The following is a 13,779-nucleotide window of genomic DNA, read 5'->3' on the forward strand; positions in this document are numbered from 1 at the left end:
CGTCAATACATTTGTGCCTGTATATATTTTTTGCGACATTTGTGCACTTTTAAGAAAATACTAAAAAGACTGCCTCTGAAAGATTGGTTAAGAAATACCTATCTTTCAGATACAGTCTTCAACTTATGAGCCTGTTTCACTAGAAAAAGTCAGATCGCCATCCAGTTCTAAAACCTGTAAAATGGTACGATAATCGGTAACAAGATGATTGACATACCCCTGACGCAATACTGCCAACATTGCCTCTACCTTACTATCTCCATAAGCAATAGCAATAGAATTGGGGACTCTACGCAATTCTGTCAGCGAGATTGCTATCGTCCGCTCCACCACATCATCCATTATTTCACGGCCTTGTGCATCTAAAAATCGACAGCAGATTTCCCCGACTGCTCCACTTTGGTCCATTCTTCTAAAGTCTTCATCTGTCAGCATATCCAACCATTGGCGATTGTCTTTGTCTACCCGTCCTCCTATGCCTACAATGGCAACATCCAATCTCTCCCAGTTATTTATAATTTCTTCAAAATATTTAGAGGAGCGAATCCCTGACGCCAATTCCTTACTCTCTTGTACAATCGTCGCATTGATGAAAGAACACTCGCCATGAAATTTATGTGTCAACTCATACATGAGCGTATTGACATGGTAGCGAGCATTGATATGACTAGGACCGCCTGCCAAAGGGAAAAAGTGCACGCTTTTCATCTGACGTGGCACAATTTTAGCAACCACGTTGCTCAAGGTTTTCCCCCAAGAGATTCCTACCTTACTATGATTTGTGAGAACACTTCGAACCATCGCTGCCCCAGCCCCAGCAATCATCTCCTCTAATGATTTTTCAGATGAAGTGACGCTAGATACAATGTCAATATTTTTCAGATTGTATTTTTCTTTGACATAATGCTCTAAATGAAAGAGATCTGTATCAAATTCGTGAATTTCTATCGTTACAACCCCTTTTTCTCGCGCTTTCGTTAACATTCGACTAATGGTCGTCCGATAAATTCCTAATTCTTTGGCTATCTCTGCCTGATTTTTTCCCTCAATATAATATAGATATGCTACTTTTGCTAGTTGTTTCCTATTGTTTTCTGCTATTTCTCTCCTGCCCATTTCTCTTCTCCCATCTAGCAGACCTTTGTAACACGGACTCCTTGATTTCGGAGCAGCTCCTCTTTTTCTATAGGTATCTGCTCATCTGTAATAACAAGGCTTACCTCACTCAGATTAAATTGACTTACCGTTCCTCGTCTGCTAAATTTGGTCGAATCTGTCAAGACAATAACTTCCTCAGCTACATGAGCCATCGCCCTCACTACCTCTGTTCTCATCAAGTCTTTTCCGGTAAAGCCTTTCTCATCTGCAAAGCCATCGGTCCCAATAAATGCTTTCTTGACATGAAAAAACGAAATCATTTCTTTTAAAAGAGGGCCTACAGTCACCTGAGAATTTTTTTGGTATTCTCCTCCCAATAGCATCACTTTACACGAATGATAAGAGCGGATATAATCCGCAATGAAATACGAATTTGTGATGATCGTAACATTTTGTTTTTGTTGACAAATTTGCTCTGCTAAGAGAGCACATGTAGAACCTGATTCGATTATAATCGTTTCATTATCCTGAATGCATTCTACTGCCTTTTGAGCAATTTTTCGTTTCAAGTCATGATGAAAGGACAATCGAACATTTAAGTCATCGCCACTATTTAAAACAGCATAACCATGTTCACGGTGTAACAACCCTTTACTTTCTAATTTATCCAAATCTTTTCGAATCGTCACCTTTGAAACTTTCAACATTCTCGACAATGTATTCACATCTATTTTCTCATGTTCAGATACAAGCTTTACTATTTGATCTAATCGTTCCATACTATAACCTCCCTGTCTATTTTACCAAATTTCATCTGAGAAACAAAGCAAAACAAACTTACGTTCGTAATTGATTTAATTTCGTTTTGTTGTTATAATGAAAAAGAAAAGAGGAATCGCAATGAATACAACTAAAGGCATTATTTTCAATATCCAACATTTTTCTATCCATGATGGGCCTGGAATTCGAACAACTGTGTTTTTAAAGGGCTGCCCTCTACATTGCCCATGGTGCTCAAATCCTGAATCACAACGACTGAGGCCAGAACCAATGCTTGATGCAACTACCAAACTGCCTATTACGATGGGCGAGGAAAAAACAGTTGATGAGATTATTCAAGAAGTTCTAAAGGACAAGGCTTTCTATGAAGAATCTGGTGGCGGTATGACTTTATCAGGTGGAGAAATCTTTGCACAATTTCACTTTGCAAAGGCAATTTTAAAGGCCGCTAAAGCAAAAGGGATACATACAGCTATCGAAACAACAGCCTTTGTCAGTCATGAAAAGTTCATCGATTTAATTCAATATGTTGATTTTATCTATACCGATCTTAAACACTACCATCCCCTTAAACATCGCACTGTCACCGGTGTAGAAAATCAGCTTATCATTAAAAATATTCATTATGCATTTTCAAAAGGCAAGGAAATTGTACTGCGAATACCTGTCATTCCAAATTTTAACGATTCCTTAGAAGATGCAGAGCAATTCGCCAGTCTCTTTCATCAACTCCAAATTGATCAAGTGCAATTACTCCCATTTCATCAATTTGGAGAAAACAAATACCAACTTCTTAATCGAACATACACTATGAGCCATGTAAAAGCCTTACATCCAGAAGAACTCTCTGATTACCAACAAGTTTTTCTAAATCATGACATCAACTGCTATTTCTAACCAACAAAGAAATAGGACTAAGCTTTGGGTCTGCAGAACCTAAACAAACCCTCTTGTGCTAGAAAATCTAACCATTGACATGAAACTCTTAGAAGAGCTGATTTGATGCTATTTCTAAGAGTTTTTCTATGACTGATTCTCTGTAGAACCAAGATCTGACTAGCTTTCACAATAAGAATGATGAAAATTAAGGGATAAAGAGGGCAAGCCTACCTCCTCTAAATAATGTATAGTCATTTCGTTTATCTTTTATTACTTCGTTACCTCGCTTTGCCTTACTCCGGTACAGCCTGCAGCTCCTTGCCTAGTACTAAAAGGCTATAAATAGCAAAAGAAGCTGATGTTGATGGGGAGGAATAAAAAAGATTGAATAAAGTAACCCAAAGTGGACTTTTCTTCAATCAAAAGGATAAGAATGTTTTCTCTATGTTACCAAATCACTATGCGTTCTTCCGGTTTGCGCCACATGCTATCGTTTTCTGTCACAGCAAAGGTTTCAAAAAATTCAGCAAAGTTTGGTACTTGTAAGTTGACACGGAGTTTTGCCGGCCCGTGAACATCGACACTAGCTAGCAGCTGCATATACTCTGTCCGTCCTTTCAGACGCCAAATGCGGGCCCAGCTGGTGAAGAATTCTTCTGCTGAGTAGGTCTCCTCCCGTTTTGCGGCTTCAAGTGCTGCTGCCAGTCCGCCCAAATCAGCCACGTTTTCAGAAACTGTCAGTTTCCCATTCACCTTAGCACCATAAGAATCTTGTCCCTCAAAAAGTTCCACCACTTTTTGCGTTTTTTCCTGGAAAGCTGCATAATCTTCTTCTGTCCACCAGTTTTTGAGACTACCATTTTCATCAAAGGAAGCTCCGTTGGTATCAAAGGCATGAGAAATTTCATGGGCGATAACTGCACCGATTCCACCATAGTTTTCAGATGAAGTTTGCTCAAGTGAGTAAAATGGTGCTTGTAAAATAGCTGCTGGGAAAACAATCTTGTTTTGTTGTGGATCATAGTAAGCATTGACCATGTGCGCTGGCATGCCCCATTCGCTATCGTCCACAGGTTGATTCCATCGACTCCACGAATGCTTAATAGAAAGTTCTTTTAAGAACTGAGCATTTTCAAGTAGTGATTTATTCTCATCAATTACCTTGTCATAATAGCGCTCAGGCAATTTCTCAGGATAGCCAATATAGGGCTTGATAACCTCTAATTTAACAATCGCTTGCCTCTTGGTTTCTTCTGTCAACCAGTCGTTAGCTGCTAGACGCTCTTTATAGACCTCAATCATGGTTGCAATTTTTTGCTCCACATCAGCCTTGGCTGCTGGTGAAAATTTCTCTCCTGCATACCACAAGCCCAAGGCTTGATTAAATGGTCCTTCAGCTAGATAAAAAGCTGCTTTTTCCTTGTTATGCGCCTCTGGAGTCCCCGATAAGGCACGACCATAAGCTCCTACTAAAACACGAATCTCATCGGTCAAGTAAGAAGCGACCGACCCGACTGCACTCAGAATCAAAGTGGCTTTCAAGTACTCCCAGTTCTCCTCACAGTAGAATTCTTGTGCCACTTCCCAGAAGCGAGGATTTTCAACGATAATCTTGTCTGGCACTTGCCCGATTATGCGTGTAAAGAAGCTTTCCAAAGGAAGAGTTGGAACAAGTGCCGCAAATTCCTTGAACTCATAGGGATGATAGAGCTTGAAATATTCTGATTTATCTTCATTAGACAGCACAATTTGCGCCACACGCGCATCCAAAGCTTCAGCCTTGTCCAACAAGTCTGTGATTTCTTCATCTGAAAAGTCAAACTTGCGGAGTACATCTGTATCCGATTTCCGCCACAGGGCTAAGAGTTCTTCTTTTTGTGGGTGATCCTCAGCATAATAGGTCGTATCTGGCAAGATAGTACCTGGCTCTCCCGCCCAGAGGACATTGGTTTTGGCATCCATGAAGTCTGGGGCAATGCCAAAGGGCAGGCCAGTTGGTTTTCCTGCCAATTCCAACTCCGCCATTTTCTCAGTAAAGTCTGCAAAAGACCGAAGATTTTTGTATTCCTCAATCAAGGGAAGAGCTGGTGCAATACCAAGGTCTTCTCTTTTTTCATAGTCAGCTGTGAGACGGTGGTATTTGACAAAGTTTTGAAGGACACAATCTTCCGGCACTTCCTCACCTTTCAACCACTTATCTGTCGTTGTAAGCATCAAGTCTTCAATCTCATCATGTAAATTGATGAAGCCACCTGTCACCGGCTTATCGTTCGGAATAACAGCTGTCTCCGCCCATTTTCCGTTTATCGCTTCATAAAAATCATCCTGTAAGCGTACCATAAGAACCTCTTTTCTATATTTCTCTCTACATGATAGCAAAAAGAATCAAAATTTGCAGACATTTTACTGAATAACCTTTAATGAAAACCCAAAAGTAGATAAACCGTAGACTGCACTAGATGACGGGGAAACAGCGTTGATATCGTTTGATAGAGTCTTTTAGTTTGCTTTTAGTACTAGGCAAGGAGCTGCAGGCTGTACTAAAGTACGGCAAAGTGAGTTAACGAAGTAATAAAAGATAAACTAAAAGACTATACTTATCACCTTTTCCGTCATTCACTCACCTTATTGAAGCTCCGTCCCACTTTCGAATTCCTTTCCCAGTCACGTTTTGATTTTGATAAAGTAAACGAAAAGCAAACAGGGACTAAAACACCCCAAAAAGATGCCTAGGGGAGAACTTGTAAAAATAAATTAAAATAATGGTTAAACACTAAATAGAAAGTAAAGAATATATGACAATATTTCTAATTAGAGCTTTTATCTCCACTTAAATAACTTAATTCCTAAGATACTGAATATAATAGAACTAATGAATAGTATCAAACAAGATGTAAAGTATGTTTCTAAGAGTGGAGTAACATTTTTTGTAATAGGGTACACAATCAAATTTCTAAATTCAGAAATAATATATGTTGTTGGAATAACTTTAGCTAAATATTGTAACACTTGTGGCCAGACATTAATAGGAAAGTACACACCAGATATAAATGGCAACACAAGATTTAATGTACTTCCTAACGTGGTTGCTCCTCGTTGTGTTTTCACAACTCCCGATATCAAGAAACCTAATGACAGTAAAGATATAATACTTAAAATCAATAAAAAGATTAAATATAATATTGTTTCATAACTATCAATTTTGAATCTAACATTATACCCCAAATATGCAATAGCTATAATGATAGAACTTTGAATGAACATCGTAATAGTACTAGCAGACATTATAGAAAAAATTAGCTTAACTTTAGAAATTGGTGTAGAAAACATCCTCTTTAAATCTCCACTCTCTCTAAAATTTGTTATAATTATTGGAAATGTTATAACACTGGTAGCTAAAAATGACATTATAATAATTCCAGGTAATAAAAACGTCATATAGGGGAATCCATAACCTTGTGTTTCTGCTTGCCTATTCCCCATCATTCCCATGAAAATCATCAATAGTGAAGGTATTATAAGGCTTACAACAAGCTGATTTTTATTTTTTAATTCTCTTCTAGCAAAAAAAAGAATTAATTTAAACATTTGTTTCATAATATTCTCCCTTAATCTGACAAATAAAATATATCATTCAATGATATAGCATTTGTTTTTAATCCGACTTTTCCAAATATTCTATAGACTTCCTCTAAATCGGCATCTGATTTGCAATATATATACATATTACCAGCTTCATCATGCCTAAATTTTTCAAATATTTTTAAATCAACACTATCTTTATAGTTAGTTATCTCAACAACATATTTATACTCTAAATTTTCTAAAAGTTTGTTAATTTCTCCATAATATTTTATTTGAGTATCCTTAACTAAAGCAACTTTACTAAAACAGTCTTGTAAATCTTCTAATATATGCGATACCATTATAATTGACTTATTTTGATCTTTTAACTTTTTTATAATACTAATGAATTCTTTCCTACTAGGAACATCCAATGCTGACATCGGTTCATCTAACAATAAATACTTAGGATTTCCCAAAAGTGAAATCGCCAATGCTACTTTTTGCCTCTCTCCTCCAGATAAAAGTCCTATTTTTTTATCTTTTAAACTAAATATATTGGTTAATTTCATAACTTCATCTAATGAATTGTTGCTATCATTCAAAACATCAAAAAATTTTAATATTTCAATAACTTTTGAATGTTTAAATCCAAGATTTTCTTGAAACATTATTCCAACTATCTTTTTTATTTCTCTTTCATGGATTTTATAATCCAAATCATCAATCGTTATTTTCCCCTTATATGGGGTATATAATCCAGCTAAAAGAGACAATAAAGTTGACTTGCCCGAACCATTAGCACCTATCAATAATATTTGTTCTCCTACACCTATCGTTAAATTTATATCATTTAAAATATCTGTTTTATCATATTTAAAACAAACACCTTCCATTTTTATCATAGTTTACCTCCACTCAAAGACTCAGGTAGCTTACTAGCCCCTCAAGTCCTCCTATAAATCCTCCATGCGAATCACCACATCTGCCTTTTCCCAAATGGCTGGATTGTGGGTCGCTACGATGATAATTCTGTTATCATTCTTCAAAGAAGACAGTAATTTCATCACCTCATCTGCATTGCTTGGATCAAGAGCAGCTGTTGGCTCGTCTGCTAAAATCAGCGGAGGATTTTTCAAAAAAACCTTTGCCAACGCCACACGTTGGGACTCTCCACCTGATAACTCAAAAATCTTCTGTTCCAAGGAAATATGCTCTAAATGAACCCTTTTTAAAACCTCACGTTTCTGTTCTTCTTTCTGTATTTTACTTCGTTTTTTTCCGACAAGACCCAATTCTAAATTGGTAGCAACACTTTCGCTTTCAATCAAACCAAAATTTTGAAATAAATATCCCAGATAATCACGATAATAGATGTAATCTTTGATTTCTTTGATGTCCTTGTGATCGTAGAAGACCTCCCCCGTGTCATAGGGTTCCAACTTGGCAATCATATTTAAGAGAGTTGTCTTTCCACTGCCACTTTCACCAATGAGGGCGTAGATTTTACCCCTCTCAAAGGTCAGATTCACCTGGTTCAAAATCACTCGATTGGCAAAGCTTTTCTGTAATCCTTTGATTTCAATCATGCTATTTTCCTTTCAATATTGTAACTGCTGCTCGATTTTCTGCCTTGGTCTGTCGATACAAAATCAAGAGCAAATTAGCGAGGAAGACCGCTGTCGTCAGCACACTAATAGCGATGTTTTGGGTAAGGTAGACAATGCCAGCATTTCCTAGAGCTAGAACCGCCATCTGTGCTAAGAGATAGGAAAAGTGGATTTCATCAAACCTCAAACCTGCCAATCTCTTGATAAAAATCTCTCTTCTAAACTGCTCAAAATAGATCAGATTCATACAGTCAAACAAGAGTACAGAGGTTGCTAAGCCCAAAAAACTTCCAATCAAGAGAGAGAAAAAGCGACTGCGACTCTCTGCTAGGTGTTTATAATAGATAAGCCGATCATTCAGTAGATAGGACACCCAGTGATAAGCCCCCTGTTCTTTGAGTAACTCAATACTGTCTTGATAACCTTTTAAATGGAGGGAATTAACTGCCTTTACGCTCCAAAACAAACGGGTCATCACAGTATCACCCATTGCCTTAGGGGTCATTACAACCAAGATTGGATCCTCTAAATACTGGAGATGGGCAGATTCATCATTGTTATAAAGGAACCGTTCCTGTCCGTCTTTCACGATAGCAGTATAAACTCTAGCTTGAAACAGAGGCAGACTAGTAGCTTCCAAACCCAATAAGGACCGACTAGACATGTGCTCTGAGTAAATTTTTTCAAACTCCTCCTGCCTAGCTTGTAACTTTTGGGGGAGAAGCAAGCCGAACTCTCCCTCTTTCAAGTCTTTCATCTGTGCTAGAAAGTCTCTGCTAACTTCGACATGCTCTGCTTCCAGATAATTAGGTGAAACATATAAGGTATTTCCCTCTGGAGCATAATCTGTTAGACGCGCACCTGATACATCTCCCTGCAACTCTGCTAGAAAAAAATCTCTCACATTGCTGCTGACAAAAATGGCAGCTTTCTCTTCGATAGCCTTCTGGGCAAAGTCATACCACACCTTTTGGCGCTTTTCTTCCTCCTCTCCCTTTGTAAAGCCTGAAGAATAACTACCTCGCATTTGATAATAATCTCCTTGCTCGTCCCATTCTTTGGCGGAAATCTCTAGGGTTTGTAGTTCCTTGTACCCTAGCAAGATATGATGGACAGCATAGCCCACTACCAAGACCGAGGCAAGCTGTCCGACCAACATCAAGCTGAGCAAACGTTTTAGAGGAAGCCTGCCCTTTAAAATCTCAACTAAAGAACTCGTCTTTAGTCCAAAGAGATAGACGAAACTCAAAAAGAGGGACAAAGCCATGAGAAAGAGGCTATAAGCTCCTAAGCCCAAACATAAAAGAGAAACGGGGAGATCTTGAAACAGTCCCTGCCAATAAAGACCCAAAACACCGATGAAACCTGTGACAAGATAGGAGAAACTGACCGCCTTTACATCTACAAAAAAAGAATCCCACATGACCTTTCCAAAGCTCTGCCCTGCAAGCCTCTTCAGTCCTGTACTCCTCAAGTCTTTAATCCGATAGATCAAGGTCAGGGAAACAAAGGTCAATATCAATAAAATTAAACTAAGGAAAAACACCTCATCGTATAAAACAACCAACAACAGAACTCCTGCGGAGGTAGCCATCGTAGAAACTCCTTTATAGCCCAACTGACCCATGGTCGACACCAGCTCCTCAGTCGTCACAGATCCCGATACGATAAGATAGCTATTGACTAAATCACTATTTCTAGCACTTTCTTCCGTAGCCTGGTTCAAAGACTCAGGTAGCTTACCACGCCCATAAATCTCATAAGCAAAATAGGTTTCCCCTTTTTCATTGGGCTCAACAATCCGCCTTGCGATGACACTATCACGACTTTCTGCTAGCTCATTTAAGGCTCTTGTAAAGTCCTCACGTGCCTTAGGTCGCACTCCATCTGTACCGATGAGATCGACCGCATCGTAGCTTGAAAAGACCAATTGATTTCGTTGATCATCTATTCTGATGACGATATAAACACACAGGAGCAAGGTGGATAAAAAGATAAAAATTCGTCTCATAGAACCTACTTTCTAATAGTTATCCCTTTAATCTCTCATTCTAGTCGTTTTTGATAAAACTACTAGTCTAAACTAATGATGAGGTATCAATCGTAATCGTAATAGAAAGCCATTTTCTCCCCAATGCTTGTCCTCATAAAAGCATAGGAGGTTTCACCTGGACCTGCATAACCCTTTTCAAAGTCAGAATTCCAACGACTAATAACCGTTGAACTATGGTGTTTTGATCCATGGTAGTAATTTGAAAAAGCTCCCCTACGCCTTAAATCTGCTCCATAGGTCCAGACACCACCGTCTGGATATTGAACAGCTGCTGCAACAGTAGGTGCTATTCCTAAGACTACAGGGGCGAGGGCAATAAGGCTAGTTGATTTTATTTTATTTTTCATAGTACATTTCCACTCCATTCAAATCATCTCAAAAACAATGGGAGCAACACTTCCTCCTCACACATAAGATTATCTACTCATTCATATCTACATGATAAGCGATTCATCATCCAAAAAAAGGTTCATGATGACCGCCTCCTTTCATAACTTAGACAAGAGAACGACACTCATATAGGAGAGGTCTAAAGCACGATTTTATCATCTTAAACACCAAACCAGTCCCAGAAACAGCCTGTTTTGAAATCGCTTTCTTATTTTAGTGTTACTATAGCATGAAAATCAATGTAGTGCAAGTATTTTCATCTAAGAAATCCTCTCCGCTCTGATGGTTTTTCTCTATTTTTAGAAAAATATGAGAAAATACTAATAATTTCTAAAAATTAACTTGACTTAATTTTTAAATTAATGTATATTAAAAAACTAAGGAGTATAAAGATGATTAAAACAAAAGATTTAAGTGTCAGCTATCATACTGTCTTAGCTTTAAACGCTATCAATGTAACCATTCAAGGTCCTACAATTACAGGTATTTTAGGACCAAACGGAGCAGGAAAGTCCACTCTACTGAAAGCCATGCTTCATATTATTGATCATAAGGGTCAAACGATGCTTGATGGCAAGGATATCCGCAAACAGCGAAATAAGATTGCCTACGTTGAGCAAAAAGCAGCGATTGACTTTAACTTCCCAATCAAGGTGAAAGAATGCGTGTCCTTAGGGCTCTATCCTAAAATTAGCCTATTTCAACGTTTCAAAGAGCAGGATTGGTCCAAGGTAGCACGCGCCCTTGAAATTGTTGGAATGCTAGAGTATGCAGACAAACAAATCAGCGAATTATCTGGTGGTCAATTCCAACGCGTTCTTATCGCTCGTTGTTTGGTCCAAGAAGCCGACTACATCTTTTTAGATGAACCTTTTGTAGGAATTGATTCTGTCAGCGAAGCCATTATCATGACCACACTGCGCAATCTCGAAAAATTAGGAAAAACCATTCTCATCGTCCACCACGATTTGAGCAAGGTCAAAAACTATTTTGACCAAGTTCTACTGCTCAATCGTGAACTTATAGCCTTTGGAGAAACTTCACAAACCTTTACGAAAGAGCATCTACAAGCGACCTACGGCGAGAATTTGATACTAATGGAGGAGGATAAAAAATGATTCGAGAATTTATCGAGGGATTGCAAAGTTTTCACTTTTTGCAAAATGCTGTAGTGACAGCCATTGTCATCGGTATTGTCGCTGGAGCAGTTGGTTGTTTTATTATCTTGCGGGGCTTGTCCCTCATGGGAGACGCGATTTCCCATGCAGTATTACCAGGAGTTGCCCTCTCTTATATTTTAGGCATTAACTTTTTTATCGGTGCCATTGCCTTTGGTCTACTCGCCTCGGTCATGATTACCTACATCAAAGGAAATAGTATCATTAAGAGTGATACCGCAATAGGGATTACTTTTTCATCCTTTCTGGCTCTCGGGGTCATCCTCATCGGGGTTGCCAATAGCTCTACGGATTTGTTCCACATTCTGTTCGGGAATATCCTTGCGGTACAAGACATGGATAAATGGATTACGATTGGCGTTGCTGCCCTTGTCCTCTTCCTGATTTTCCTCTTCTTCAAACCACTCTTAATTACCTCCTTTGATCCCCTACTTGCAAAATCCATGGGCATGCCTGTTAACGCATACCACTATCTGCTCATGATTCTACTCACCTTGGTTTCTGTCACAGCTATGCAAAGTGTCGGAACCATTCTCATTGTTGCTATGCTGATTACACCAGCCGCTACTGCCTATCTCTATTCGAGCAGTCTTAAAAACATGATTTTCCTATCTTCCACCTTAGGAGCTCTCGCCTCTATCGTTGGACTATTTCTAGGATATAGTTTTAATATCGCTGCAGGATCCAGTATCGTCTTGACATCAGCCACTTTCTTTTTGATTAGCTTCCTCTTTGCCCCTAAACAAGGCATCCTCATGCGCTATTTCAAAAAGTCATCCCACTCATAAACCCACCCATAAGGAGAAACGAATGAAAAAATTATCTACTCTAGCGATTGTATTGCTTGCAATCGTAGGTCTTGCTGCCTGCTCACATTCCTCAAAAGAATCTAGCACAGCATCTTCCAAACTAAAGGTTGTCACCACCAACTCCATTCTTGCTGATATGACAAAAAATATTGCCGGTGACAAGATTGATTTGCACAGTATCGTCCCGGTCGGGCAAGATCCACACGAATACGAACCCCTACCTGAAGATGTGAAAAAGACATCAAAAGCAGACATCATTTTCTACAATGGTATTAACCTTGAAACTGGCGGAAATGCTTGGTTTACAAAATTAGTCAAAAATGCCAATAAAGTAGAGAATAAAGATTACTTCGCTGTTAGTGATGGTGTTGAAGTCATCTATCTAGAGGGAGAAGATGAAAAAGGCAAGGAAGACCCACACGCTTGGCTTAATCTTGAAAATGGGATGATTTATGCCCAAAACATCGCCAAACAGTTGATTGCAAAAGATCCCAACAATAAAGAAACCTATGAAAAAAATCTAGCCATCTATCTTGAAAAACTCGACGCCCTAGATAAGGAAGCAAAAGAAAAATTTAACAATATCCCTGCTGAGAAAAAAATGATTGTCACGAGCGAAGGCTGTTTCAAATACTTTTCAAAAGCCTACCAGGTGCCATCCGCCTACATTTGGGAAATTAACACCGAGGTAGAAGGAACTCCTGAACAAATCAAACGCTTGGTTGAAACACTACGCCAATCCAAAGTACCATCGCTCTTTGTCGAAAGCAGTGTCAACGATCATCCAATGAAGACGGTATCAAAAGATACCAATATCCCGATTTATGCAAAAATCTTTACCGATTCGGTTGCCGAAGAAGGCGAAGAAGGAGATAGCTACTATGCCATGATGAAATGGAATCTGGATAAAATCGCTGACGGCTTAGCTAAATAGTTTACGTTTATAGGGATGTCTCTTGCGGACCACCATTATCAAGGATTCACACTTAATACAATTAGTTCTACTTGCTAGAACATCAGCCTATGGACACCTTTATATCTTAACTCTTTTGATAATTGGATGTGTCCGCAAAAGACATCCCTATACTATTACAAACTCCTAGTGCTATATCCTACCCATTAGCCAACTAGGAGTTTGTTTTTTTTATGATATAGTCTTTTAGTTTGCTTTTAGTACTAGGCAAGGAGCTACAGGCTGTACTAGAGTACGGCAAAGTGAGTTAACGAAGTAATACAAAGATAAACAAAACGACTATAATATAATCAAGTGAAACAAGAACAGGACAAAAGTGCCTCAATGAAAGTATGGGCATTTGGCAATACTTTTCTGAGGTGTTTTTTGATGTGAGCCCATGTTTTCTCGATGGGATTGTACTCAGGTGAGTACGGAGGAAGTGGTAAAATTCTATGCCCCTGCT

The 13,779-nt window shown here is 38.7% G+C and carries 13 protein-coding genes; 4 read left to right on the forward strand and 9 right to left on the reverse strand.

Annotation, left to right across the window (positions count from 1 at the left end; translation table 11 throughout):
• Nucleotides 1–123: 123 nt before the first annotated feature.
• Together E4T79_RS09310 and E4T79_RS09315 are read right to left on the reverse strand one after the other, a co-directional pair.
• The gene (locus E4T79_RS09310; RefSeq protein ID WP_135029686.1) at nt 124–1,116 is read right to left on the reverse strand and encodes a sugar-binding transcriptional regulator; all 993 of its coding nucleotides are present in this window, start codon (nt 1,114–1,116) and stop codon (nt 124–126) included.
• 14 nt (nt 1,117–1,130) lie between these two features.
• Nucleotides 1,131–1,877 carry a DeoR/GlpR family DNA-binding transcription regulator gene (locus E4T79_RS09315; protein ID WP_135029688.1) on the reverse strand — a complete coding sequence of 249 codons (747 nt, stop codon included), beginning with the start codon at nt 1,875–1,877 and terminating at the stop codon, nt 1,131–1,133.
• A 121-nt stretch (nt 1,878–1,998) separates the two neighbouring features.
• Here E4T79_RS09315 and E4T79_RS09320 point away from each other — a divergent pair, with 121 nt between their 5' ends.
• Nucleotides 1,999–2,775, forward strand: a complete 777-nt coding sequence (locus E4T79_RS09320; RefSeq protein ID WP_135029690.1) for a glycyl-radical enzyme activating protein — start codon at nt 1,999–2,001, stop codon at nt 2,773–2,775.
• Nucleotides 2,776–3,204: 429 nt separating this feature from the next.
• On the opposite strand, the gene E4T79_RS09325 is transcribed toward E4T79_RS09320, so the two are convergent.
• The 6 genes from E4T79_RS09325 to E4T79_RS09350 form a co-directional block, all read right to left on the reverse strand.
• Nucleotides 3,205–5,097, reverse strand: coding sequence for a M13-type metalloendopeptidase (locus tag E4T79_RS09325; RefSeq protein WP_135029692.1), 1,893 nt, complete (start codon nt 5,095–5,097; stop codon nt 3,205–3,207).
• Between the two features lie 480 nt (nt 5,098–5,577).
• Nucleotides 5,578–6,354, reverse strand: coding sequence for an ABC transporter permease (locus E4T79_RS09330; protein WP_135029694.1), 777 nt, complete (start codon nt 6,352–6,354; stop codon nt 5,578–5,580).
• Between the two features lie 11 nt (nt 6,355–6,365).
• Nucleotides 6,366–7,226 (reverse strand): ABC transporter ATP-binding protein, encoded by an 861-nt coding sequence (locus tag E4T79_RS09335; RefSeq protein ID WP_135029696.1) that lies wholly within the window; start codon nt 7,224–7,226, stop codon nt 6,366–6,368.
• A 51-nt stretch (nt 7,227–7,277) separates the two neighbouring features.
• Entirely contained in the window at nt 7,278–7,910 is a 633-nt protein-coding gene (locus tag E4T79_RS09340; protein ID WP_135029698.1) for an ABC transporter ATP-binding protein, read from the reverse strand.
• Nucleotide 7,911: 1 nt separating this feature from the next.
• Nucleotides 7,912–9,942, reverse strand: coding sequence for a DUF1430 domain-containing protein (locus tag E4T79_RS09345; protein WP_135029700.1), 2,031 nt, complete (start codon nt 9,940–9,942; stop codon nt 7,912–7,914).
• Between the two features lie 86 nt (nt 9,943–10,028).
• A complete protein-coding gene (locus E4T79_RS09350; protein WP_135029701.1) occupies nt 10,029–10,331 on the reverse strand; it encodes a lactococcin 972 family bacteriocin in 303 nt (100 codons plus the stop codon).
• Between the two features lie 435 nt (nt 10,332–10,766).
• Here E4T79_RS09350 and E4T79_RS09355 point away from each other — a divergent pair, with 435 nt between their 5' ends.
• Genes E4T79_RS09355 through E4T79_RS09365 form a run of 3 tightly spaced genes read left to right on the forward strand, consistent with a single transcriptional unit; the run spans nt 10,767 to nt 13,295 of the window.
• Nucleotides 10,767–11,492, forward strand: coding sequence for a metal ABC transporter ATP-binding protein (locus tag E4T79_RS09355; protein WP_135029703.1), 726 nt, complete (start codon nt 10,767–10,769; stop codon nt 11,490–11,492).
• Nucleotides 11,489–12,340 (forward strand): metal ABC transporter permease, encoded by an 852-nt coding sequence (locus E4T79_RS09360; RefSeq protein WP_135029705.1) that lies wholly within the window; start codon nt 11,489–11,491, stop codon nt 12,338–12,340. The genes E4T79_RS09355 and E4T79_RS09360 overlap by 4 nt, the downstream gene beginning before the upstream one ends.
• A 22-nt stretch (nt 12,341–12,362) precedes the next feature.
• Complete coding sequence (locus E4T79_RS09365; RefSeq protein ID WP_135029707.1) at nt 12,363–13,295, forward strand: metal ABC transporter substrate-binding protein; 933 nt, start codon at nt 12,363–12,365, stop codon at nt 13,293–13,295.
• A 329-nt stretch (nt 13,296–13,624) separates the two neighbouring features.
• On the opposite strand, the gene E4T79_RS09370 is transcribed toward E4T79_RS09365, so the two are convergent.
• Nucleotides 13,625–13,779: transposase (locus tag E4T79_RS09370; protein ID WP_194183820.1), on the reverse strand; the 155-nt coding region annotated here is incomplete at its 5' end.

The sequence above is a fragment of the Streptococcus sp. LYSM12 genome (genome assembly GCF_004569635.1).
GTDB lineage: Bacteria > Bacillota > Bacilli > Lactobacillales > Streptococcaceae > Streptococcus.

Coding starts and splice junctions, on each gene's coding strand:
- E4T79_RS09325 (WP_135029692.1), bottom strand. CDS start 5,097: ATGGTACGCTTACAGGATGATTTTTATGAAGCGATAAACGGAAAATGG.
- E4T79_RS09310 (WP_135029686.1), bottom strand. CDS start 1,116: ATGGGCAGGAGAGAAATAGCAGAAAACAATAGGAAACAACTAGCAAAA.
- E4T79_RS09340 (WP_135029698.1), bottom strand. CDS start 7,910: ATGATTGAAATCAAAGGATTACAGAAAAGCTTTGCCAATCGAGTGATT.
- E4T79_RS09350 (WP_135029701.1), bottom strand. CDS start 10,331: ATGAAAAATAAAATAAAATCAACTAGCCTTATTGCCCTCGCCCCTGTA.
- E4T79_RS09355 (WP_135029703.1), top strand. CDS start 10,767: ATGATTAAAACAAAAGATTTAAGTGTCAGCTATCATACTGTCTTAGCT.
- E4T79_RS09365 (WP_135029707.1), top strand. CDS start 12,363: ATGAAAAAATTATCTACTCTAGCGATTGTATTGCTTGCAATCGTAGGT.
- E4T79_RS09320 (WP_135029690.1), top strand. CDS start 1,999: ATGAATACAACTAAAGGCATTATTTTCAATATCCAACATTTTTCTATC.
- E4T79_RS09345 (WP_135029700.1), bottom strand. CDS start 9,942: ATGAGACGAATTTTTATCTTTTTATCCACCTTGCTCCTGTGTGTTTAT.
- E4T79_RS09360 (WP_135029705.1), top strand. CDS start 11,489: ATGATTCGAGAATTTATCGAGGGATTGCAAAGTTTTCACTTTTTGCAA.
- E4T79_RS09315 (WP_135029688.1), bottom strand. CDS start 1,877: ATGGAACGATTAGATCAAATAGTAAAGCTTGTATCTGAACATGAGAAA.
- E4T79_RS09330 (WP_135029694.1), bottom strand. CDS start 6,354: ATGAAACAAATGTTTAAATTAATTCTTTTTTTTGCTAGAAGAGAATTA.
- E4T79_RS09335 (WP_135029696.1), bottom strand. CDS start 7,226: ATGATAAAAATGGAAGGTGTTTGTTTTAAATATGATAAAACAGATATT.